This is a genomic window from Mitsuaria sp. MSU3D, assembly GCF_056867975.1.
Map to the genome: position 1 here is coordinate 1,341,001 of NZ_CP200314.1, position 20,157 is coordinate 1,361,157.

Sequence of the window (20,157 nt, forward strand, 5' to 3'; positions counted from 1 at the left end):
CCGTGAAGTCCGCCGAGGCGGCCAGGACGTCGGAGCGGCCGGAGGGCTGGCCGATGATCGCCTGCGACGGGCTGCGCTTCCGCTACGGCGGCGCGGGCCGGTCGGGGCAGGGCGTCGACCTCGGCGTCGAGCTCGACCTGCAGTTTCCGGACTTCGCGCTGCCCGCCGGCGGGCATCTGCTGGTGCGCGGCACCTCGGGCAGCGGCAAGAGCACCCTGCTCGCGCTGATGGCGGGGCTGCTGACGCCGTCGGCGGGTTATCTGATGCTGGCCGGCATGGAGGTGGCCCGGATGCCTCCCGCCCAGCGTGACGCGTGGCGCGGGGAGTACCTCGGCTTCGTGCCGCAGCGGCTGCACCTCAGTCCGTCGCTCAGCGTGCGCGACAACCTCTCGCTGCCCTATGTGGCGGCCGGTCTGGCGCCGGACCTTCCGCGCATCCGGCGCCTGCTCAATGAACTCGGCGTCGGCGCGCTGGAGCATCGCCGGCCGCATGCGCTCAGCCAAGGGCAGGCGCAGCGGGTGGCGCTCGCCAGGGCGCTGCTGCGCGCGCCGCGCATCTTGATCGCCGACGAGCCCACCGCCAACCTCGACGACGAGGCCTGCGAGGCGACGCTCTCGCTGTTGCGGCGCGCAGCCGCCGAGCACGGCGTGCACCTGGTGATCGCCTCGCATGACGCACGGGTGGAGGCGGCCTGGGTCGACTGGCCCGAGCCGTATCGACTGCGACTCCCGAGCCGGAGCGCCGCTTCTTCCGTGACATCGACGACCTCGACCTCATGAGCCGCGCGCCGTTGAACCTGCCGCGCCTCGCGTGGCGCTACCTCTGGGCGCGTCCGATGCTGACGGCGCTCAACCTGATGCTGCTGAGCCTCGGGCTGGCGGCGATCGGGTTCGTCGTCCTGGTCAGCGAGCAGATGGAGCAGGGCCTCAAGCGCGATCTCGGCGGCATCGACCTGGTCGTCGGCGCCAAGGGCAGCCCGATGCAGATCCTGTTGGCGGGCGTGTTCCACCTCGACCAGTCGACCGGCAACATCCCGCTGGCCACCGTGTCGCAACTGCGCGCGCAGCCGCTGGTCGCGCAGGCGGTGCCGATCTCGCTCGGCGACAGCGTCCAGGGCTTCCGCATCGTCGGGACGACGGCCGACTATCTGGCGCTCTATCAACTCGCCCTGTCCCAGGGCCAAGCCTGGAAGGCGCCGATGCAGGCCGTGCTGGGCGCCGAGGTGGCGGGGCGCTCCGGGTTGAAGCCGGGCGACCGGTTCCACGGCACGCACGGACTGGCGTCCGGCGGCGACGAGCACGAGGAGGCCTATGAGGTCGTTGGCGTTCTGGCGCCGACGGGCGGCGTGGTCGACCGGCTCGTGCTGACGGACCTCGCGTCCGTCTGGGAGGCGCATGCGGCGCATGGGCACGGCGAGGCTGCGCCTCACGACGAGGCCTCTCTGGAAGTGAGCATGGTGCTGGTCCGCTACCGCAGCCCGCTGGCCGCGGTGATGCTGCCGCGCTGGGTGAATGCGCAGCCGGGCCTGCAGGCGTCGGTGCCCGCGCTGGAAACGGCGCGGCTGCTGAGCATGGTCGGCGTAGGAGTCGATGTGTTGCGCGGGTTCGGCGGCGTGCTGCTGCTGGCGGCGGCCCTGTCGGTGCTGGTGGCGCTGCTGCATGCGGTGCGGGAGCGCCAGGGCGATCTCGCCATGCTGCGGATGCTCGGCGCCACGCCGGCGCGCGTGGCCGCGCTGATCGCGATGGAGGCGCTGATGCTGGCGGGACTCGCCACGCTGCTGGCACTGGGCCTGGCCCACGCGCTGACGGAGGGACTGGGCGCGGTGCTGGCGCAGCAGCAGTCGGTGCGGATCTCCGGCGCCTGGGTGTCGGGGTGGGAGGCGCTCGTGCCGGCGCTGGCGCTCGGGCTGGCCGTGCTTGCCGCGGCGTGGCCGGCGTGGCGCGGCTATCGGCTCGACGTCACCGAACTGCTGCAGACGCCGCGCTGAGCGACGCCGAGGCGGCTTGGCCGACCGCCCGCCTGATCCGGCGCTGGTCGCCGCTCGCCCGGACCTTGCTTCGGGCGGTCACCGAGCCGGTGCACAATGCTGAGCTTCACGCGGCCCTGAGGCTGCATTGACGCCACCGCCCTCGATGAGCACTCGCATCACCTCCGCTGCAACGCGCGCCCGCCGGGCGGCGATCGCGCTCGTGACGACCGTCATGGGGGGCGCCGTCTTCGCGCAGGCGGCGCCGGCCGCTTCCGGCGCTGCGGTCCCGATGGGCTCCGGCCCCGGTTATCACGACCCGCGCAGCCCCTTCAAGCCGCTGCAGGAGGTCGAGGGCGTCGTCAGTTGGAAGCTGCTGTCCTCGGTCACCGTGAAGGCGGACAAGAGCAAGGTCACCCCGAGCTTCCCGTCCGGCGTGCTGGCGCTGAACCAGCGCACGGTGAAGGTCCAGGGATTCATGATGCCGCTGGAGCCGGGCGACAAGCAGAGCCACTTCCTGCTGTCGTCGGTGCCGACGAGTTGCTCGTTCTGCGTGCCGGCCGGACCGGAAGGCCTGGTCGAGGTCCGCAGCAAGACACCGGTGCGCTACACGCTGGACGTCGTGACCGTGGAGGGTCAGATGGCCGTCCTCAACGACGATCCCTACGGCATGTTCTATCGCGTGACGGACGCCGTCCGCGCGACGCGCTGAAGCCGGTTGCTGCCGATGTCCCGTTCGACCTCCACCGCCATGGCCCGCCGGCAACGCTGGTGGATCTGGCTGTGCGTGGCCGCGGTGATGGGCTTCCAGGCGCTCGGCCTGGTGCACCGGACGCTGCACGGATCGCCTGCCGCGTCCTCGCGTCTGGCGTTCACGGTCGCGGCACTGGCCGCGGCGGCTGAAGCGGCGGTCGATGTCACCGACACTAGCGCCGACGTGACGTTCGATGTCGGTGGCGGCGACGCCACCACCGTGGCGACGGACGAAGGCAGCACACCGCGCTTCGGTCACGCGGCTGGAACGCCCGACTGCCAACTGCTCGACCAGCTCAGCCATGTGCTGGGTCCCATCGTCCAGGCGTCCGCCTGGGCCGCGCTGCCGCCGGACATTCCCACCGGCATCGACCCGCCGCATGACGCCACGCTCGCGCAGCAGTGGCGCAAGAGCGCTCGCGGGCCGCCGAGAGCCTGAGACCTCCATCGATTCCGCCCTTGCTCAGGCGCGCCTTCCGGCGCGACCGGGCCGTTCGCGCATGCCTTCGGCGTCGCGGCGTGCCGGCACGGGCCCTCCAAGAATTTGATGGCGCCGCGGCGTTCCGCCGTCGGTGCTCGAGAGTGTTTCCATGGCCATCCTGTCCACTTCGATCCGTTTGATCCGTTCGTCGGCGCCGTCGCGTGCCCCTGTCCAACCCACGCTGCTGGCCGTCGCGCTGAGCGCCGCCGCAAGCGGCGCCTGGGCCCAGCCAGCCCCGCCCGCACCCGCGCCGGCTCCCGCCGCAGCTGCTGTCGATCCGGCCTCGGCCGATGCCGGCGCCGTATCCGGCGGTGCCGATCGGGCTCACAAGCACAAGCTTGACGTGGTCGTCGTGACGGGCAACCCGCTGAGCCAGCGCGAACTCGCCGCACCGGTGCAGGTGCTGAGCGGCGACGCGCTGACCCTCAAGCGCGGCGCCAGCCTTGGCGAGACCCTGGACGGCCTGGCCGGCGTGGGTTCGACCTACTTCGGCCCCAACAGCAACCGGCCGACGATGCGCGGGCTCGACGGTGACCGTGTCCGGATGCTCAGCAACTCCGGCGCTTCCGTCGATGCGTCCAGCCTGAGCTTTGACCACGCGCTGCCGGTCGATCCGCTGGTGCTGACGCGCGTCGAGGTGCTGCGCGGCGCGGCCGCGCTGCAGTACGGCGGCAACGCGATCGGCGGCGTCGTCAATGCGATCGACAACCGCATCCCGCGACTGGCCCAGCCCGGACTGAACGGCGCGGCGGAGCTGCGCCTGGGCGGCGCCTCGAAGGAACGCGGCGGTGCCGTGGTGCTGGACGGTGGCACGACGGGCTTCGCCTGGCACGTGGACGCGGCCGACCGCCGCGCCGACGACCAGCGCGTGCCGCGCTTCGAGAGCGAGGACGGCGCCTCGACGCATGTCCGCAACTCCGACAGCCACGGCCGCAGCGGCGCTGTGGGCGGCTCGCTGCTGTTCTCGCAGGGGTATGCCGGCGTGTCGGTCGAGGACTATCACAACGACTACGGCGTCACCGTCGAGCCCGACGTGCGCATCGAGATGCAGCGTCAGCGCCTCGCGACGGCGGGCGAATGGCGGGATCCGCTGCCGGGCCTGGCGCGCGTGACCTGGCAGTTCGCGAGCAGCCGCTACAAGCACCAGGAAGTGGAGGGCAGCGGCGAGGTCGGCACCGTCTTCTCGTCCGACGGCAAGGACGGCCGTGTCGAGGCGACGCATGCCGCCTTCCAGGGCGACTGGGGCTCGATGCAGGGCGTGCTCGGCTGGCAATGGGAACTCAGCGATTTCTCCGCGCTCGGCGAGGAGGCGCTTGTGCCCGGCACCAAGACCCGCAACAACGCGCTGTTCCTGATCGAGCAGTTCCGCTCGGGTCCATGGAGTCTGCAGGCTGGCGCGCGCGCGGAGCGCGTCAACATCGGCTCGACCGGCGGCGACGAGGAGCGTTTCGGCGACCCGGTGACGCGGCGCTTCAGCCCGAAGAGCTTCTCGCTGAGCGGGGCCTACGAACTGGGCAACGGCTTCAGCCTGTCGAGCAACCTGAGCAGCAGCCAGCGCGCGCCGACCTTCTACGAACTCTTCGCCAACGGCGTGCACGTGGCGTCGGGTGCCTACGAGGTGGGCGACATCAACCTGGGCCTGGAGCGCGCGAAGGCGGTCGACCTCGGCCTGCACTGGAAGCAGGGCAACGCGAAGTGGAGCGTGCAGGTCTACCAGACGCGTTTCTCCAACTACATCGCGCTGGACGCGAGCGGCCGCAGCATCGACGAGGTCGGTGAGGACGGCGGGATCGAATCGGTGCCCGAGTACCTCTACCGCGGCGTGCGTGCCCGGATGCACGGCGTGGAGCTGGAAGGCAAGCAGCCGCTGCCCAGGCTGGCGGGTTGGGACCTGACTTTGGGCACGACGATCGACCTCGTGCGCGGCACCAACCGCGACACCAACGAGCCGCTGCCGCGCCTGGCGCCGGTGCGTGGAAGCATCTCGCTCCAGGCGGAACGTGGCCCGTGGCTGGTCCAGGCCGAGCTGCGCGGCGCGATGCGCCAGGACCGCGTGCCGGCGCTGGACACGCCGACGGCGGGTTACGGCATCCTGCGTCTGAACATCGCGCGCCACTTCGACATCGGCAACCTGGACGCGATGTGGTACGTCAAGCTGGACAACCTGGCCAACAAGCTTGCCTACAACGCGAGCAGCGTGCAGACGATCCGCGAGCTGACGCCGCTGCCGGGCCGCAGCCTCTTCGCGGGGGTGCAGGTCAAGTTCTGAACGTCAAGGCGCGAGCCGTTCGCGGACCCACTCGTCGCCTTCACGGCGATACACGAGCCGGTCATGCAGCCGCGACTTGCGCCCTTGCCAGAACTCCCAGCGCTCGGGCACGAGCCGGTAACCGCCCCAGTGCGGCGGCCGGCCCGGATTCAATCCGTGCTGCGCGGCGGCCTTCGCGGCATTGGCCACCAGCACCGCGCGCGACGAGATCACCTGGCTCTGCGGCGAGGCCCATGCGCCCAGGCGTGAGTCCAGCGGCCGCGACGCGAAGTAGGCATCGGACTGCGCCGCGTCGACCTGCTCGACGGCGCCTTCGATGCGGACCACGCGCTCGAGCTCGACCCAATGGAACTGCAGGGCGGCGAACGGATGCAGCGCCAGCTCGCGGCCCTTGCGGCTGTCATAGTTGGTGTACCAGACGAGGCCGCGTTCCTCGATGTCCTTGATCAGTACGATGCGCGTGGACGGACGTCCGTCCGGCCCGACCGTTGCCAGGGTCATCGCGTTGGGTTCGGGCACCTGGGCGTCCAGCGCCTGCTGGAACCATTCGCGGAACTGGCGCATCGGCTCGCCCGCGGACTGGTGTTCGTCGAGCTCGGCGCGCTCGTAGCTCTTTCGAAGGTCGGAGAGTTTGTCCATCTTGCAAGTATCGGGTGAATCCTCGGGACGCCCTGCCGAGGGGAGTTATGCAGGGCATCCCTTAAGTAGAGCTCCCAATCGTGAAACTCCGGGTGGGAGCGCTTTCGCGCCACAGGCATGCTTGCTCCCATCCAGCCGCGCCACAGAGCCGGCCCAGGGGGATCGGGACCAAACCAGAAGGAAGTTCGCATGAATCAGCGACGACCCGCCGTCGTCGTGCTCGCGGCAGGGCGCGGCCAGCGCTTTCGCGGCGAGGGCCACAAGCTGGAACAGGTCTTGAACGGAGATACCGTGCTGGCGCTGACCTTGCGCCAGACGATGGCCTCCGGCCTGCCGATGCTCGTGGTGACCTCGACCGCGTTGGCGCCTCTGGTCCGACGCCATGTGGCCTCGCGCGACATGCTGGTGCTGCCCGACCAGGACCGCCTCGGGCGCCCCGCGCCGCTGGGCATGGGGCATTCGATCGCGGCCGGCGTGGCCGCGACCGGGGACGCGCCCGGCTGGCTGATCCTGCCCGCGGACATGCCGATGGTGCGGTCGACCACCTTGACGGCCGTCGCGCAGGCGATCGAGCACGATCCGATCGCGTATGCCCAGCACCGCGGACGGCGCGGACATCCGGTGGGGTTCAATGCGGAACTCTTCTCCGAGCTCACCAGCCTGCAAGGCGACGAAGGCGCGCGCCGGCTGCTGGCGCGTTATCCGGCACAGGCCGTGGACGTCGACGATCCGGGGGTGCTCATCGACGTCGACACCGTCGAGGACCTGCAGCGCCTGGCCGTCGATCCGTCGAAGCCGCGTCCGAGCAGCGAAGGCCTGCGGTCCCTGGGCTGAGGCGGGCCTCGATCGGGCGGCTCCAAAGCCATCCCGCCATCGGTCTCAGAGACCGTTCGAACGGGCCAGCGCCAGCTGCCGTTCCAACGCGCGATCGCGGATGCCGTGCTCCCGCAGGCAGGTCACGGCACGCTGCAGGTAATCGAGCGTCGTGCCGTAACGGCCGCGCGCGTGGCGCAGGATGTGCAGCAACCGGTCGTCGGCGATATCGCCCACCCAGCCCGGACTGCGTCGCGACAGCGTGAAGGCCAGCGCCTTGCGTGTGCCCAGACCGTCGGCGCAATGACAGTCCAGCCAACGCGGCACGTAGGTGCCGACCACCATCTCGCGCAGCCACAGACGACGCAGCGTCGCCTCGCTGTCCTTGGGTTCGACGCGGTACATCAAGCCCCGGCAACTGCCGCCCGACAGCAGCGTCATCACCAGACCGGGCTGCTCGGTGCTGCCGCGGTTCACCAGCGAGCGCAACCGCAGCGCGCGGTGATACCCCTGGACCCTGGCCACCAGCGTCTGCGCAGGGTCAAAACCAGGGTTCCACATCAGGGAGCCATAAGCGAACATCATCAGGCCGTGCTCGCGGTCCCAGGTGCGTTCCGCCACTTCCAGCAACTGCTGGCTGTGGGCGGGCAGGTCTTCCAGGCGGGCTTCCGCAAGGGGGTCGTGAATCATGAATCGAATGCTGCCATACCGGCCGCCCGCGTCGGGTACGTGGCCTGCCGCGAAGGTGTGGCGTGCGCCCTGTTTCTGTAACCACCTTGTACCCGGGAAACCGGCCAGGGAGGGCCACACACGCTCTGGGGCGTGTAATATGGTTACCAATCTAACCCTGGCCGAGTTACATCGGCAGTCGGCATGAACAAGACCATTCTGGATGTCACCGCGCGGATCAAGGCGCGCAGCGCCGCGTCGCGCGAGCGCTATCTGGACCTGATCGAGCGCATGGCGGGTCGGCAGCGCGGCGTGCAACGCCTGGGCTGCGCGAACGTGGCGCATGCGGTGGCCGCGATGCCGGCCAACGACAAGCTGCGCATCGTGGCGGAGAAGGCGCCGCATCTCGGCATCGTCACGGCCTACAACGACATGCTGTCGGCGCACCAGCCGTACGAGACCTACCCGGGCATCATCCGCGACGAGGTCCATCGCCTGGGTGCGACCGCGCAGGTCGCCGGCGGCGTGCCGGCGATGTGCGACGGCGTCACGCAGGGCACGCCGGGCATGGAGCTCAGCCTGTTCTCGCGCGACACGATCGCGATGGGCACGGCGGTGGCGCTGTCGCACGATGTGTTCGACGCGGCGCTGCTGCTGGGCATCTGCGACAAGATCGTGCCCGGTCTGTTGATCGGCGCGCTGCACTTCGGGCATCTGCCCTGCGTGTTCGTGCCGGCGGGGCCGATGAGCTCGGGGCTGTCCAACAACGACAAGGCCAAGGTGCGCGAGCTCTACGCGCAAGGCAAGGTGGGCCGCGACGAGCTGCTGCAGGCCGAGTCCCAGGCCTATCACGGCGCGGGCACCTGCACCTTCTACGGCACGGCCAACAGCAACCAGATGCTGCTGGAGGCGATGGGCCTGCACGTGCCGGGCGCGGCCTTCGTCCATCCGCACGACGGCCTGCGCGAGGCGCTGACCCGCGAAGCGGTGCGTCAGGCGTTGAAGATCATTCCGCAGCGCGACTACACGCCGATCGGCCGCATGGTCGACGAGCGCAGCATCGTCAATGCGATGGCCGCGCTGCTGGCCACGGGCGGCTCGACGAACCACCTGATCCACTGGGTCGCGGTGGCGCGCTCCGCGGGGATCCTGATCGACTGGAGCGACTTCTCCGAGCTGTCGGGCGTCGTGCCGCTGCTGTCGCGCGTGTACCCGAACGGCAGCGCCGACGTGAACCAGTTCCAGGCCGCCGGCGGTCCGGGCTTCGTGATCAAGGAGCTGATCGGCGCCGGGCTGATGCACGGCGACGTGCTGACGTCGGTGTCGGGTCAGAACCTGAGCGCCTTCGGACGCCTGCCGCATCGTGCGGACGACGGCTCGGTCACGTGGACCGACCTGCCGGCCAAGAGCGGCGACGACACCGTCGTGCGCACGGCCGCCGCGCCGTTCTCGCCGACCGGCGGATTGAAGCTGCTGGCGGGCAACCTGGGCCGCGCGGTGATCAAGGTGTCCGCGGTGCCGGAGGACCGGCACACGGTCGAGGCACCGGCGCGCATCTTCGACAGCCAGGAAGCGATGCAGGCCGCGTTCAAGGCCGGCGAACTGGAGCGCGACGTGGTGGTCGTGGTCCGCTTCCAGGGGCCTCAGGCCAACGGCATGCCGGAGCTGCACAAGCTGACGCCGCCGCTGGCGGTGCTGCAGGGCAAGGGCTTCAAGGTGGCGCTGGTGACGGACGGGCGCATGAGCGGCGCGTCGGGCAAGGTGCCGGCCGCCATCCACGTGAGCCCCGAGGCGCTGGCCGGCGGTCCGTTGGCCAAGCTGCGCGACGGTGATCTGGTGCGCGTCTGCGCCAACACCGGCGTGCTGAGCGCGCTGGTGCCGGCCGCCGAATGGGATCGCCGCGAGCTGGCGCAGATCACCGCCGATGCGGTGATCGAGAACGGCGCCGGCCTGGGCCGTGAGCTCTTCGCCGGCATGCGGCGCAACGTGACGACGGCGGAGGAGGGCGCGATCAGCTGGCTGTGAGGCCGAGCTGAACGCCCACTGATTTCGACTAAAAGGACACTCACATGACTGCCATCAAGGACACCCTGAGCCTGGCCGAACACGGTCCGGTCATTCCGGTCATCGTCATCGACCGCGTCGAGGACGCGGTGCCGCTGGCCCGCGCGCTGGTGGCGGGCGGCGTGAAGGTGCTGGAGGTGACGCTGCGCACGCCGGTGGCGCTCGAGGCGATCGCCGCGATCGCGCGCGAGGTGCCGGAAGCGCTCGTCGGCGCCGGCACGCTGCGCACCTCGGCCGATGCCATCGCCGCGAAGAAGGCCGGCGCCAGCTTCGCCGTCAGTCCCGGCTTCACGATGGATGTGGCGGGTGCCTGCTCGGCGCATTTCCTGCCGCTGCTGCCGGGCGTGTCGACGGCCAGCGAGGTGATGATGGCCAGCGATGCCGGCTTCCGCTTCCTGAAGCTGTTCCCGGCCACGGCCGTCGGCGGCACGAGCCTGTTGAAGGCCTTGGCGGGCCCGTTCCCGGACGTCGCGTTCTGCCCGACGGGCGGCATCACGGTGCAGACGGCGCCGGACTTCCTGGCGCTGCCGAACGTGAAGGTCTGCGGCGGCTCGTGGCTGACGCCGGCGGATGCGGTGAAGGCGGGCGATTGGGCCCGCATCACGCAACTGGCCAAGGAAGCCAGCGCGCTGCGCGCTTGAATTACCCGGTGAAGGAGGCTCTGGCAGCTTCCATTCACCCGGTGAACGAAGCTCTGGAAGCCCTCTTTATCGTTTCGCTCCCACCCCATCCCCGCCCTCCAAGCGGGCGGGGCAGAAGTCACCCCACCCCGGCCCGCCCCCGTGGGGCGGGTGAGCGGCAACGGGCTTAGCGTTTCGGTGGGTCGAATACCAGGCACGTGGTGCTGGCGTGTGCATACAACTTGCCGTCGTGGCCAATCAGATCGGCCTCGGCGGTCGCCATCTGGCGGCCGACGTGACGCACGCGGCCGATGGCGCGCACGACCGGCACCTTCTCGTTGAGCGCGCGAACAAGGTTGATCTTCAGTTCGAGCGTCGTGTAGGCGCGACCCACATCCATCGTCGTGTGCACCGCGCAGCCCAGCGCCGAATCGAGCAGCGTCGCGTACCAGCCGCCGTGCACCGTGCCCATCGGGTTGTAGTGCCGGAACTTCGGCGTGCCCTGGAAGATCACCTCGCCCTTGCTCGCACGCAGCAGCGTGAAGTCCAGCGTCTGCGCGATCGGCGGCGGCGGGAGCTTGCCGTCGAGCATCGCCAGCATCTGCTCCAGACCGTTCATGCCGGCAATCTCGGCCATCGTGGCCACGCCGTGTTCAGGGCGGAGCCGGGCGCGAACCTCCTTCTCTTCCGCCTGCCATTGGGCCAGCGCTTCGTCGTGGGACACGACGGATGAGGCGGTGGGCGAGGGTGTCAGTGCTGCGCTCATGATGGAGTCCTGTGGCGGTGGGGCTGGGTGAAAGCTTGTGGCTGCAATGGTTGCAGCTACAATCTTCCGCTGTCAAGCCTCCCGGCGACACCTTGAGAGATCACTCCAATGAGCGCTTCCGTCTCTCCCTCGAAGACAACGCCTTCGCAGACGCAGGCGGAGCCGATCTCGCCCAAGGGCTGTACCAACTTCAAGCTGCGTCAGGTGACGCGGCTGGTGTCCAACCACTGCGAGGCGCAGTTCGCCGAGTCCGGCCTGACCACGACGCAGTACGCGCTGCTGTCGCACATCGTGGTGTTGGGGCCGATCCAGCCCAGCGAGCTCGCGCGGCGCATGGACATCGATCTCTCGACGCTGTCTCGCAACGTGCAGCCGCTCCAGGCCTTGGGCCTGGTGGAGACACTGCCCGGCGCGGACGCGCGCAGCCGACAGCTGCAGGCGACGGAAGAGGGCCACGCGCGGCGCAGACAGATGAAGGCGACGTGGAAGCGCGCGCAGCTCTCGCTGAACGAGCGCCTCGGCGACGAACGCGTGCAGCGCCTGCATGCGTTGCTCGACGAATGCGCCGCGTTGATGCGCGGCGAGCTCGCACCGGACTGACCTGGCGGGGAGCGCTCCGGCAGGGGGCTCAGTCGATCGTGACGATCACCGGCGCGTGGTCGCTCGGCTTGGGCAGCTTGCGCATCTGCCGGTCGATCGTGCAGGCGGTGACCCTGGACTTCAGCGCCGCGCTCACCAGGATGTGGTCGATGCGCAGGCCCTTGTTCTTCTGGAAGCCCAGCATCCGGTAGTCCCACCAGCTGTAGCTCTTGGGCGGCTGCTCGAACATCCGGTAGGCGTCGGTGAGCCCCATGTCGATCAGCGCCTGGAAGTGCGCGCGCTCCTGCGGCGAGGTGTGCGTCTGGCCGACGAAGGCGGCCGGGTCATAGCAGTCGCGGTCCTCGGGGGCGATGTTGAAGTCGCCCATCAGCACCAGCTTCTCGTGCTGCTGCATCTCGGTGGCGAGCCAGGCGCGCAGGCCGTCCAGCCAGGCCATCTTGTAGACGAACTTGCCGCTGTCCAGCGCCTGGCCGTTCGGGAAGTAGGCGCCGATCACGCGCACATCGCCCACCGTTCCCGCGATCAGCCGCGCCTGCTCGTCGGCATAGCCGGTGATGTTCTTGACCACGTCCTGGGCCGGCGTCCGGCTCAGCAGGGCCACGCCGTTGTAGGTCTTCTGACCGAACCACTGGACCTGGTAGCCGGCGTCGCCGATCTCCATCGTCGGGAACTTGTCGTCGGTGAGCTTGGTCTCCTGCAGCACGAGCGCGTCCACGGGATTGGCGGCCAGCCAGTCGAGCAGTTGCGGCAGGCGCACGGCCAGGGAGTTGACGTTCCAGGTGGCGAATTTCATGGGCGGGCGGAGCGCGGTGGGCCGCGCGTCGGAGTTCAGGCGAGAGGAATGGGCCTGATTGTCACCCCTTGATCGCACCTCCATCGCCAACACGGGCCCGACCGGCCAGACGGGCAACACGCCTGTCGCTTGTCTTGGGGCCGGCAGTCGGCGGCGGGAGGGTGAAGGGTTAACCCCTGAATCTTCAAACTTGTGCGAATGGCAGAATCGCGCCGTCGATAGAGTTCCATTAAATGGAACCTATAAGGCAGAGTCACGGCGCGGAGCGGTCAAATCATGAGGCTTGAAGGCAAGGTCGCGATCGTCACCGGCGTCGGACACGGCATCGGACGGGCCGTGCTGCGGCGCTTCGTGCGCGAAGGCGCCCGCGTGGTGGCGGTGGAATGGGATGAAGTCGCTGCCCGTGATGCGCTGCGGGGTCTGGATACCAGCGCCGTGCATCTGCTGTGCCGCGACGCGCAGGCGCAACGCACGGTGGACGAGGCGCTGCGTCATGCGCGCGACTGCTTCGGCGGGCTGCATCTGCTGGTGAACAACGCGGTGTCGTACCGCGAGCGCAGCGTCGTCGACTGCAGCGACGAGGACTGGGCCGCCACGCTGGACTCCGCGCTGGGCGCCACGTTCCGCTTCTGTCGCGGCGCCATTCCTGCGATGCTGGCCAGCGGCGGCGGCGCCATCGTCAACCTGGCGTCCATCCACCAGATCGTGGCCAATCCGGGCCTGGCGGCCTACACCGCGGCCAAGGGCGGCGTGCACGCGCTGACCAAGCAGATCGCGGTCGAGTATGGCCCCCGCGGCATCCGCTGCAACGCGGTGTCGCCGGCCTTGATCGCCACCGAGCGGACCTTGCGCGGCGCCACCGAACGCGACATGCGGCTCAATCGCGAGTGCTATCCGGCGGGGCGCATCGGCACGCCCGCGGACGTCGCCTCCGCGGTCCTGTTCCTGGCGTCCGATGAAGCGTCCTTCATCACCGGCACCGACCTGGTGGTGGACGGTGGGCTGACCTCGATGGCCGCGAGCGCGCTGCTGTCCACCCGCATCCGCGGCTGGTGGGGGCGATCGCCGATCGAGCCGCCCCCAGAACGCCCCGAGCCCGTCGAACGCGCCGAACGCGCTGATTGCCTCGACATCGTCGACCACCCCGAGGCCACCCAGGAGAGCCCCCATGGCGAGGCTTGAACGCCAGGGCGTGCGCCGGACCTTCGGTTTCCTCCCCGTGATCCAGGGCGTGGATCCGCAGGTCGCCGACCGCGAGTCCTGCGTCTTGGTCAGCCCTCGGGGAGCCGCAAGTCCGTCAGCCCGCGAACGTGGCTTCGGGCAGTCCCCGCACGTCGGGAATCTCCAGCGCGAACAGCGAGCCCGACAAGGGCGCGTTGGCCAGCGCCTCCTCGCTCAGGCGCACGGAAGCGCTGGTGACATACAGCGTCTCCAGGCTGGCGCCGCCGAAGCAGCAGCTGGTGGGGCGGGGCACGGGCATGCGGATGCGATGCATCTCGCGGCCGTCCGGGGAGAAGCGCGCGATGTGCCACGCGTCCCACAGTGCCACCCAGAGGCAGCCGGCGTCGTCGACCGTGAGGCCGTCCGGCCGGCCGTCGTCGGCACCGAAGACGATGAGTTCGCGGCGATTGGCGATCGTGCCGGACAGCAGGTCGAAGTCGTACTGGTAGATCGTCCGGCGATAGGTGTCGGTGAAGTACATCTTGCGGTCGTCCGGGCTCCATCCCAGGCCGTTGGGCACGGTAAAGCCGGTGTCCATCCGCTTCCATGAGCCGTCCGCGTCGACGCGGAACAGGCTGCCGCGATTGGCCGCCGTGCCCATGTCCATCGAGGCGACCCAGAGCCTGCCGCGACGGTCGCATTTGCCGTCGTTGTAGCGGTTGCCGGGGCGGTCGGCCTCGGGATGGCTCAGCAGGCTCATGCGTTTGGTGTCCGGATCCAGCGTCATCAGTCCGCCCGGCGTCGCCACCAGCAGGCCGCCGGTGGCCTTGGGGATGACGACGCTGGCCATGGTGCCCAGCTTGATCTCGGTATTGACGCCGCCGGACGCGCGGTGGGTGTGCACCGACGGCGTGAGGATGTCGACCCAGTACAGCGCGTTGTCCCGCGGCGACCACATCGGTCCTTCGCCGAGCAGCGCCCGCGTCTCGTTGATGCAGCGCACGTCGACCGGCGGCGCGGCGGGCGCGGGCCTGCCGGACATCGCGATCGTCGTGGCGTCGCCGGCGGCGGCGTGGGAGATGCCCCGCGCGGTGGCGATCAGCGCCGCGCTCAGGCTGTGGGCGCGGGCGCCGCCCAGGCGGGATGCCGGTCCGGTCACGGACAGGGCGCCGATCGGGCGCCCCTCGTAGTCGAAGATCGGCGCGGCGACGGAGACGCTGGTCTCGTCGAACTCGCCTTCATCCACGGCATACCCCCGCGCCCGCGCCAGCGCCAGGTCGCCCTGGAGGCCGGCCGCGTCGCGCAGCGTGTTCGTCGTGAATGCGTGGAAGTCCAGGTTCTCCAGCAGGTGGCGCAGCCGCAGCGGGTCGAGGTTGGCGGCGATGGCCTTGCCCGCCGCGGTGGCGTGGACCGGCAGCCGCACGCCGACGCTGGACACGGGCGCGACGTCGCGGCCCGCCTGCTCGCTGGCCACCACGACGACCTGCTGGCCGTTCAGCACGGAGAGCTGCACCGATTCGCCCAGCTTGTCGCGCAGCCGCACCAGCGCGTCCTGGGCGGCCAGCCGCAGGTCGAAATCGCTCCAGACCTCGTGGGCCAGTTCGAGCAGCCGGAACCCGAGCTGGAAGCTCCTGTTGTAGGGGTCGTGGCGCAGCAGGCCTTCCCGCACCAGCGTGCCCAGGATCCGGTGCAGCGTGGCCTTGGGCAGCGACGAGGCGCGCAACAGGTCGGTGAAGGTCATCGGCGCCCGCTTGGCGGACACGATGTTGAGCAGGCCCATCGCCTTTTCCAGGACCCCGAGACCCTGTTGACCGTTGGCGGATCGATCTCCCGTTGACATGTCCTGTCTTCCGCTCCCCGGAACTTTTGAATCGCGCGATTGTAGGCATTTCGTCTTTCGGTCGCCCCGAAGCTGGCTATAGTTCCAATTAATGAAACTTCAGGGGGCGACATGGAATCAACGGCCTTGATCACCTTGGACTGGGGTTCTTCCAATCTGCGGGCGCGCCTGTTCGACCGGCAAGGGAAGGTGGTGGAGATCCGCTCCAGCGCCCAAGGCTTGCTGAACCTGCGGGAACGCTCGTTCGAATCGGCCCTGCGGGCGTTGTGTGGCGGTTGGCTCCGGGGGAGCCGGGTACCGCTCATCGCCAACGGCATGATCGGCGCCCGTGAAGGATGGGTGGAGGCGCCTTACCTGAAGTGCCCCGCGACGGCACTGGATGCCGCGGGCGCGCTGGTGAAGGTGACGCTGTCGGACGGGGCGGTGCTGCACATCGTGCCCGGGTTGCGGTGCCAGTCCCCGTCGGGGCAGGAGGACGTGATGCGGGGCGAGGAGACCCAGCTCTGGGGCCTGGAGCCGGGCGATCCCGCGTGCTGCCTGCTGCCGGGCACGCACAGCAAGTGGGCCAGGCTCGATGGTTGGGGCCGGGTCACCAGCTTCGAGACGAGCCTGACCGGCGAGCTGTACGCGCTGCTGACCCGGCACGGCATGCTGGCCAAGCTGATGCGCTTCGACGGGGAGCGGCTCGACTGCTTCGACGAAGGCGCGGCGCTGGGGCTGGCGCAGTACGACCGCCTGTCCGTGGCGCTGTTTTCCGCCCGCGCGGCCAGCCTGTTGGGCCGTGTGCCGCCCGAGGGCCTGCCGGACTTCCTGTCGGGCCTGCTGATCGGCGCGGAGGTCGGCAGCGCGCTGGCCTACTGGCCACAAGGCGGCATCAAGCTGCTGGGCGAGCCCGACCTGTGCGCGCGTTATGAGCGGGTATTGCGCCGCGCCGGCACGGTGGCGGCACCGGCGCCGGCCGACGCCACGGCACGCGGCCAGTGGCGCATCGCGGTGCTGGCCGGGCTGGTGGAGGACGCCGCATGAACGGCCTGATCGCGATCCTGCGGGGCGTGCTCCCCGACGACGTGCTGGCGGTCGGCGAGATCCTGCTGGAGCACGGCATCCGGATCATCGAGGTCCCGCTGAATTCGCCTCGTCCGCTGGAGAGCATCGAACTGCTGGCCCGGCGCTTCGGGCCGGAGGCGGAGATCGGTGCGGGCACGGTGCTCGATGTCGACGACGTGGCCCGGGTCCAGCAGGCCGGCGGACGACTGGTGCTGTCGCCCAATGTGAATCCGGGCGTGGTCCGCCGCAGCAAGGCGCTGGGCCTGCGATCGATGCCGGGCGTGGCCACGCCCACCGAGGGCTTCGCCGCGCTGGCGGCGGGGGCGGATGCGCTCAAGCTCTTCCCGGCCGATACCCTGGGACCGGCGGCGATCCGGGCGTGGCGCGCGGTGTTTCCGGACGGGACGCCGATGTTCGGCGTGGGCGGCATCGGTCGGGACAATCTGGGCAGCTTCCGGGAAGCCGGGGCCAGCGGTGCAGGACTGGGGTCGTCGCTGTACACGCCGGGGATCTCCGCCGCGGAACTGCGTCAGCGCGCCCGTGCGATGCGGGTCGCCTGGGACGCCGCCGGGTTTCGGGCGGCGTCCGGCTGACGCCGAGGAGATCCGGCTCAGCGCAGACGTTCCGTGACGCTGCGCTGCGAGGGCCACTCGTTGTGCGCCGTCGCCTTGAAGTTCTCGACCTGCGTGAAGGTCTTGAGCCGCTGCTCGTCGGTCTTGCGCAGGGCCCGCGAGAGCGAGTCCTTCACCGTGTCGATCAGCGTCGTGACAGTCTTGCTGTCCTTGACCGTGGAGGCGTCGTAGTTGCCGTTGTCACGGTCGAGCGTGAAGGTGCGCGACTTCTCGAAGTGGGCGTCCATCTCCTCGGTCTGCGTCTGCGTGATCGCGCGCCCGCCGGTCACCGCGTTCGGACGCTCGGTGGTGGTCTGGCCGATCCGGTAGTCGGCGTGGCCGGCTTCCTTGATGCTGCCGATGCGGCTGGTGCGCTGCGAGTCGGCGCTGAAGTCCGCCTTGAAGTCCGCCAGGCCGCTCTGCAGCGACTGCACCTGCGATCGCAGCCCGTCACTCATCGGCGGCGGGGCCGCGGCGGCGTCGTCCGCCTCGGCGGCTTTCGCTGCCGTCGTGTTGACGGCGATGGCGGTGGGCTTCGCGGCGTCGTTCGCGCCGACGGGCACGGCGCTCGACACCTCGCCATCGACCGGCGGCGCCTGCAGTTGCTGGAACGCGTCCTTGAACGACTTCGTCATGGCGGCGTCGGCGTGGCCGCGGTCGGCGGCCGCATTGATCTGCTTCAGCAACTGATCGATGGCGGACCAGCGCTGCCCGTTGTTGACGCCGCCCTTGGGCGGCGTGGCGTCGACCTCCAGGTTCATTTCGCCGCTGGTGGTGCGCATCGACACCGACTTCGTGTCCGTGCCCAGATGCAGCGAGAACGTCCGCATCACGCCGGGCACATCGGCCGGCGCGTTCGGGTTCTCGACCTTCAGATCGAGCCCGGACAGCACGCCGCCGCGGTCGAAGGCCATCAGTTCGGACAGGTCCAGCGTGGGTGCGCCTTCGCCCAGGCCTTCGAGGGCGCGGTCGAGTCCGTCACCCAGCTCGGCGAGCGCCTTGCGCTCCGCGCTGCTGAGCGCGCCCGAGCTCTTGACCTCGACCTGCAGGCCGCGCGTGCCGCCCTGGTCGCCGCTGTTGACGCCGATCGTGAGCTCGATGGTGTGGCCGGAGCGCGTCTGGATCTTGAGGTTCACCTCGGCGGCGTTCGTGCTGACGCCACCGATGGCCTGCTCCTGGAGCGCCGCGGCCGCTGCGGCGGCTTCGCTGCCGCTGGCGCCGTCCATCGCGCTGACGCCGTCGGCGGGCGGCACGTAGTCGGCGAGCGTCTGCTTGTACGCCGTGCCGGTGTCCGCCAACTGCTTCAGCAATCCGCTGCCGAGCCCGCGCCAGCGGTCGGACAAGGTGACGGCGTCCTTGCCGCTGTTGCGGGTCATGAGTTCGCTGAGGTTGTCGTCGCGCGCATGGGCCCAGAAGCGCTGGGGGCCGAACCCAGGCGTCTTCGGCTTCGCGTAGACGAGGTCGCCGGCGGCCGCTGCGTCGAGCGTCAGGCGCGTGGGGGCGGACGAGGCGGCAGACGCCGAGGACGCGGAAGCCGCGGTCCTGGCGGCGGCGCTGGCCGCCTGCGCCGACACGCCCGCGGGGCGGTACGTCGACGCCGTGCGGCTCGCGGCGATGCGGTCGAGCACGCTCGCGCCGGTCGAGGTGATGAGGGTCATTGCGAAGCGCCTCCCTGGCGGCAATCCCGCGGTGCTCTGATGGCGTGGCGGTGATCCCTTCGCTATCGGCCGGGCGCTCAGGAACTTGAGTGATCTCCCCCGGCGGTGGGGGTCGCGATCGCCCGTGTGGTGCGACCTGCGATCAGACGTGCAGCCACGCGGCGATGCCCAGGCCGATGCCGATCGCGCCGGCGCCCAGCGTGGCGAACTCCATCCAGCGGCGCTTGGTCAGGAGCGCGATCGCGGCCAGCGCGATGGCGACCTGCAAGGCCGTCGTCGCCTGCGCCCAGCGATGGTGGAGGTGCAACTGCTCGTCGCTCTTGTGGTCCCACGCGGCGGACTCGGCCTCGAGCTTCTCGGCCTGCGCCTTGATGTCGTTCTTCTCGGTTTCGTAGCGGGCGATCTTCTCGCGGTACTTGGCCCGCTGCTCCTCGCCGGGGGTCAGGTCGAGCGCGAACTCGGCCAGGTTCTGCTTGCTGCTCTTGGCCTGGAAGTAGTTCCAGCGGTTGGCGGCCTCGGTCTTGGTGATCGCGGCGTTGTTCTTGAACAGGCCGGCGTTGGCCTGCGTGGCGCCGCCCATGTACGAGAAGCACGCGCCCAGCGTGGCGAGGACGGCGGTGATCACCGCCAACTGGCCGGCGAGCCCGTGGGGCTCGTGCTGCGCGGCGTGTTCGAGTTCGTGGTCGTGCGGACCGTGGACGTGGAAATGGTTGCCGGACATGGGGCTCGGAATGTGGAAGTCGATGAGGAAGGCGGGGTGGACGGCCGAGGCGCCAGGACGGCCCAGGCAGGCGTCGGGGCGCAGGCGTCAGCGCCGGCGTTCGTAGCGCACGAAGTCGTAGTGCCAGTCGTGGCCGCGATCGGCGGGGCTGTGGTGGCGCTCTCTGCGCAGCTCGGCGAAGACCTGCGGGTCGACGGCGGGGAAGAACGCGTCGGCCTGGAAGGCTGCGTCGATCTCGGTGAGTTCCAGGGCGTCGGCGCGGGGCAGGGTGAGTTCGTAGACCTGGGCACCGCCCATGACGAACACGGCTTCGTCGGCCGCGCAGGCGGCGAGCGCCGCATCCAAGGTCTCGAAGACCTCCGCGCCGTCGAGCACGAGCCCCGGCTGCCGCGACAGCACGAGGTTGCGGCGCTGCACGAGCGGCCGGAACTTCGCGGGGATCGAGTCCCAGGTCTTGCGTCCCATGATGACCGTGTGCCCGATCGTGAGCGCCTTGAAGCGCGCCATGTCCTCGGGCAGGCGGACCAGCAGTTCGTTGTCGCGGCCGATGCCGCGCATGCGGTCGAGGGCGGCGATGAGGGTCAGGTGGGGCATGGGGCTTCAGGCGGAGCGCGGACGGGGCAGGGACGGGAGTTTACGGACTGCGCGGGGCCGCGCTGGTGAAGTCTGGCAACAACTGAGTGCGG

20 protein-coding genes are annotated in these 20,157 nt (G+C 70.0%); 12 read left to right on the forward strand and 8 right to left on the reverse strand.

All coding sequences use genetic code 11. The annotated features are described in order from the left end of the window. The first annotated feature begins 2 nt into the window (after positions 1-2). The 5 genes from AC1VNM_RS06115 to AC1VNM_RS06135 all read left to right on the forward strand — a co-directional run bounded on the left by AC1VNM_RS06115 (position 3) and on the right by AC1VNM_RS06135 (position 5,469). A complete protein-coding gene (locus AC1VNM_RS06115; protein WP_483106220.1) occupies positions 3-779 on the forward strand; it encodes an ABC transporter ATP-binding protein in 777 nt (258 codons plus the stop codon). Continuing rightward, positions 776-1,987: an ABC transporter permease gene (locus AC1VNM_RS06120; RefSeq protein WP_483106221.1), complete on the forward strand. Its 1,212-nt coding sequence runs from the start codon at positions 776-778 to the stop codon at positions 1,985-1,987. The genes AC1VNM_RS06115 and AC1VNM_RS06120 overlap by 4 nt, the downstream gene beginning before the upstream one ends. A 145-nt stretch (positions 1,988-2,132) precedes the next feature. Then, positions 2,133-2,678 (forward strand): DUF3299 domain-containing protein, encoded by a 546-nt coding sequence (locus AC1VNM_RS06125; RefSeq protein ID WP_483106222.1) that lies wholly within the window; start codon positions 2,133-2,135, stop codon positions 2,676-2,678. 15 nt (positions 2,679-2,693) lie between these two features. Continuing rightward, positions 2,694-3,158, forward strand: coding sequence for a hypothetical protein (locus AC1VNM_RS06130; protein WP_483106223.1), 465 nt, complete (start codon positions 2,694-2,696; stop codon positions 3,156-3,158). A gap of 151 nt (positions 3,159-3,309) precedes the next feature. Further along, positions 3,310-5,469, forward strand: a complete 2,160-nt coding sequence (locus tag AC1VNM_RS06135) for a TonB-dependent receptor (protein WP_483106224.1) — start codon at positions 3,310-3,312, stop codon at positions 5,467-5,469. Positions 5,470-5,472: 3 nt separating this feature from the next. On the opposite strand, the gene pdxH is transcribed toward AC1VNM_RS06135, so the two are convergent. Then, positions 5,473-6,108, reverse strand: a complete 636-nt coding sequence (pdxH, locus tag AC1VNM_RS06140) for a pyridoxamine 5'-phosphate oxidase (protein WP_483106225.1) — start codon at positions 6,106-6,108, stop codon at positions 5,473-5,475. Between the two features lie 189 nt (positions 6,109-6,297). Between pdxH and AC1VNM_RS06145 the strand changes: the two genes are divergently transcribed. Beyond that, complete coding sequence (locus tag AC1VNM_RS06145) at positions 6,298-6,942, forward strand: nucleotidyltransferase family protein (RefSeq protein ID WP_377155307.1); 645 nt, start codon at positions 6,298-6,300, stop codon at positions 6,940-6,942. 45 nt (positions 6,943-6,987) lie between these two features. Here the strand turns inward: AC1VNM_RS06145 and AC1VNM_RS06150 are convergent, their stop codons facing one another. Continuing rightward, entirely contained in the window at positions 6,988-7,611 is a 624-nt protein-coding gene (locus tag AC1VNM_RS06150) for a gamma-glutamylcyclotransferase (protein ID WP_377155306.1), read from the reverse strand. 183 nt (positions 7,612-7,794) lie between these two features. Here AC1VNM_RS06150 and edd point away from each other — a divergent pair, with 183 nt between their 5' ends. Both edd and AC1VNM_RS06160 read left to right on the forward strand, forming a co-directional pair. Beyond that, on the forward strand, positions 7,795-9,615 hold the full coding sequence (gene edd, locus AC1VNM_RS06155) for a phosphogluconate dehydratase (protein WP_483106226.1): 1,821 nt from the start codon (positions 7,795-7,797) through the stop codon (positions 9,613-9,615). A gap of 44 nt (positions 9,616-9,659) precedes the next feature. Next, positions 9,660-10,295: a bifunctional 4-hydroxy-2-oxoglutarate aldolase/2-dehydro-3-deoxy-phosphogluconate aldolase gene (locus tag AC1VNM_RS06160; RefSeq protein WP_377155304.1), complete on the forward strand. Its 636-nt coding sequence runs from the start codon at positions 9,660-9,662 to the stop codon at positions 10,293-10,295. A gap of 166 nt (positions 10,296-10,461) precedes the next feature. Here the strand turns inward: AC1VNM_RS06160 and AC1VNM_RS06165 are convergent, their stop codons facing one another. Then, entirely contained in the window at positions 10,462-11,040 is a 579-nt protein-coding gene (locus tag AC1VNM_RS06165; protein WP_483106227.1) for a PaaI family thioesterase, read from the reverse strand. Positions 11,041-11,148: 108 nt separating this feature from the next. Here AC1VNM_RS06165 and AC1VNM_RS06170 point away from each other — a divergent pair, with 108 nt between their 5' ends. Next, entirely contained in the window at positions 11,149-11,640 is a 492-nt protein-coding gene (locus AC1VNM_RS06170; RefSeq protein WP_377155302.1) for a MarR family winged helix-turn-helix transcriptional regulator, read from the forward strand. A 28-nt stretch (positions 11,641-11,668) separates the two neighbouring features. Here the strand turns inward: AC1VNM_RS06170 and xth are convergent, their stop codons facing one another. Then, positions 11,669-12,433 (reverse strand): exodeoxyribonuclease III, encoded by a 765-nt coding sequence (gene xth / locus AC1VNM_RS06175; protein ID WP_483106228.1) that lies wholly within the window; start codon positions 12,431-12,433, stop codon positions 11,669-11,671. Positions 12,434-12,709: 276 nt separating this feature from the next. Between xth and AC1VNM_RS06180 the strand changes: the two genes are divergently transcribed. Then, a complete protein-coding gene (locus AC1VNM_RS06180; RefSeq protein WP_483106229.1) occupies positions 12,710-13,615 on the forward strand; it encodes an SDR family NAD(P)-dependent oxidoreductase in 906 nt (301 codons plus the stop codon). A 115-nt stretch (positions 13,616-13,730) separates the two neighbouring features. On the opposite strand, the gene AC1VNM_RS06185 is transcribed toward AC1VNM_RS06180, so the two are convergent. Next, positions 13,731-15,434, reverse strand: coding sequence for an SMP-30/gluconolactonase/LRE family protein (locus tag AC1VNM_RS06185; RefSeq protein ID WP_483106230.1), 1,704 nt, complete (start codon positions 15,432-15,434; stop codon positions 13,731-13,733). 126 nt (positions 15,435-15,560) lie between these two features. On the opposite strand from AC1VNM_RS06185, the gene AC1VNM_RS06190 reads away from it, so the two are divergent. Both AC1VNM_RS06190 and AC1VNM_RS06195 read left to right on the forward strand, forming a co-directional pair. Further along, on the forward strand, positions 15,561-16,460 hold the full coding sequence (locus AC1VNM_RS06190) for a 2-dehydro-3-deoxygalactonokinase (RefSeq protein WP_483106231.1): 900 nt from the start codon (positions 15,561-15,563) through the stop codon (positions 16,458-16,460). After that, the gene (locus AC1VNM_RS06195) at positions 16,457-17,074 is read left to right on the forward strand and encodes a 2-dehydro-3-deoxy-6-phosphogalactonate aldolase (protein ID WP_483106232.1); all 618 of its coding nucleotides are present in this window, start codon (positions 16,457-16,459) and stop codon (positions 17,072-17,074) included. The genes AC1VNM_RS06190 and AC1VNM_RS06195 overlap by 4 nt, the downstream gene beginning before the upstream one ends. Before the next feature lie 17 nt (positions 17,075-17,091). Here AC1VNM_RS06195 and AC1VNM_RS06200 read toward each other — a convergent pair whose 3' ends face one another. The 3 genes from AC1VNM_RS06200 to AC1VNM_RS06210 all read right to left on the reverse strand — a co-directional run bounded on the left by AC1VNM_RS06200 (position 17,092) and on the right by AC1VNM_RS06210 (position 20,065). Continuing rightward, complete coding sequence (locus AC1VNM_RS06200) at positions 17,092-18,750, reverse strand: hypothetical protein (RefSeq protein WP_483106233.1); 1,659 nt, start codon at positions 18,748-18,750, stop codon at positions 17,092-17,094. A 142-nt stretch (positions 18,751-18,892) separates the two neighbouring features. Next, positions 18,893-19,471 (reverse strand): DUF4337 domain-containing protein, encoded by a 579-nt coding sequence (locus AC1VNM_RS06205; RefSeq protein WP_483106234.1) that lies wholly within the window; start codon positions 19,469-19,471, stop codon positions 18,893-18,895. An 87-nt stretch (positions 19,472-19,558) separates the two neighbouring features. Further along, the gene (locus AC1VNM_RS06210) at positions 19,559-20,065 is read right to left on the reverse strand and encodes a dihydrofolate reductase (RefSeq protein ID WP_483106235.1); all 507 of its coding nucleotides are present in this window, start codon (positions 20,063-20,065) and stop codon (positions 19,559-19,561) included. Positions 20,066-20,157 lie beyond the last annotated feature (92 nt).

Bases quoted from the DNA above. Each gene is read 5' to 3' on its own strand.
- xth (WP_483106228.1), bottom strand. From the start codon at position 12,433: ATGAAATTCGCCACCTGGAACGTCAACTCCCTGGCCGTGCGCCTGCCG.
- AC1VNM_RS06185 (WP_483106230.1), bottom strand. From the start codon at position 15,434: ATGTCAACGGGAGATCGATCCGCCAACGGTCAACAGGGTCTCGGGGTC.
- AC1VNM_RS06195 (WP_483106232.1), top strand. From the start codon at position 16,457: ATGAACGGCCTGATCGCGATCCTGCGGGGCGTGCTCCCCGACGACGTG.
- AC1VNM_RS06120 (WP_483106221.1), top strand. From the start codon at position 776: ATGAGCCGCGCGCCGTTGAACCTGCCGCGCCTCGCGTGGCGCTACCTC.
- AC1VNM_RS06125 (WP_483106222.1), top strand. From the start codon at position 2,133: ATGAGCACTCGCATCACCTCCGCTGCAACGCGCGCCCGCCGGGCGGCG.
- AC1VNM_RS06145 (WP_377155307.1), top strand. From the start codon at position 6,298: ATGAATCAGCGACGACCCGCCGTCGTCGTGCTCGCGGCAGGGCGCGGC.
- AC1VNM_RS06180 (WP_483106229.1), top strand. From the start codon at position 12,710: ATGAGGCTTGAAGGCAAGGTCGCGATCGTCACCGGCGTCGGACACGGC.
- AC1VNM_RS06150 (WP_377155306.1), bottom strand. From the start codon at position 7,611: ATGATTCACGACCCCCTTGCGGAAGCCCGCCTGGAAGACCTGCCCGCC.
- AC1VNM_RS06135 (WP_483106224.1), top strand. From the start codon at position 3,310: ATGGCCATCCTGTCCACTTCGATCCGTTTGATCCGTTCGTCGGCGCCG.
- AC1VNM_RS06165 (WP_483106227.1), bottom strand. From the start codon at position 11,040: ATGAGCGCAGCACTGACACCCTCGCCCACCGCCTCATCCGTCGTGTCC.
- AC1VNM_RS06170 (WP_377155302.1), top strand. From the start codon at position 11,149: ATGAGCGCTTCCGTCTCTCCCTCGAAGACAACGCCTTCGCAGACGCAG.
- pdxH (WP_483106225.1), bottom strand. From the start codon at position 6,108: ATGGACAAACTCTCCGACCTTCGAAAGAGCTACGAGCGCGCCGAGCTC.
- AC1VNM_RS06205 (WP_483106234.1), bottom strand. From the start codon at position 19,471: ATGTCCGGCAACCATTTCCACGTCCACGGTCCGCACGACCACGAACTC.
- AC1VNM_RS06200 (WP_483106233.1), bottom strand. From the start codon at position 18,750: ATGACCCTCATCACCTCGACCGGCGCGAGCGTGCTCGACCGCATCGCC.
- AC1VNM_RS06160 (WP_377155304.1), top strand. From the start codon at position 9,660: ATGACTGCCATCAAGGACACCCTGAGCCTGGCCGAACACGGTCCGGTC.
- AC1VNM_RS06210 (WP_483106235.1), bottom strand. From the start codon at position 20,065: ATGCCCCACCTGACCCTCATCGCCGCCCTCGACCGCATGCGCGGCATC.
- edd (WP_483106226.1), top strand. From the start codon at position 7,795: ATGAACAAGACCATTCTGGATGTCACCGCGCGGATCAAGGCGCGCAGC.
- AC1VNM_RS06130 (WP_483106223.1), top strand. From the start codon at position 2,694: ATGTCCCGTTCGACCTCCACCGCCATGGCCCGCCGGCAACGCTGGTGG.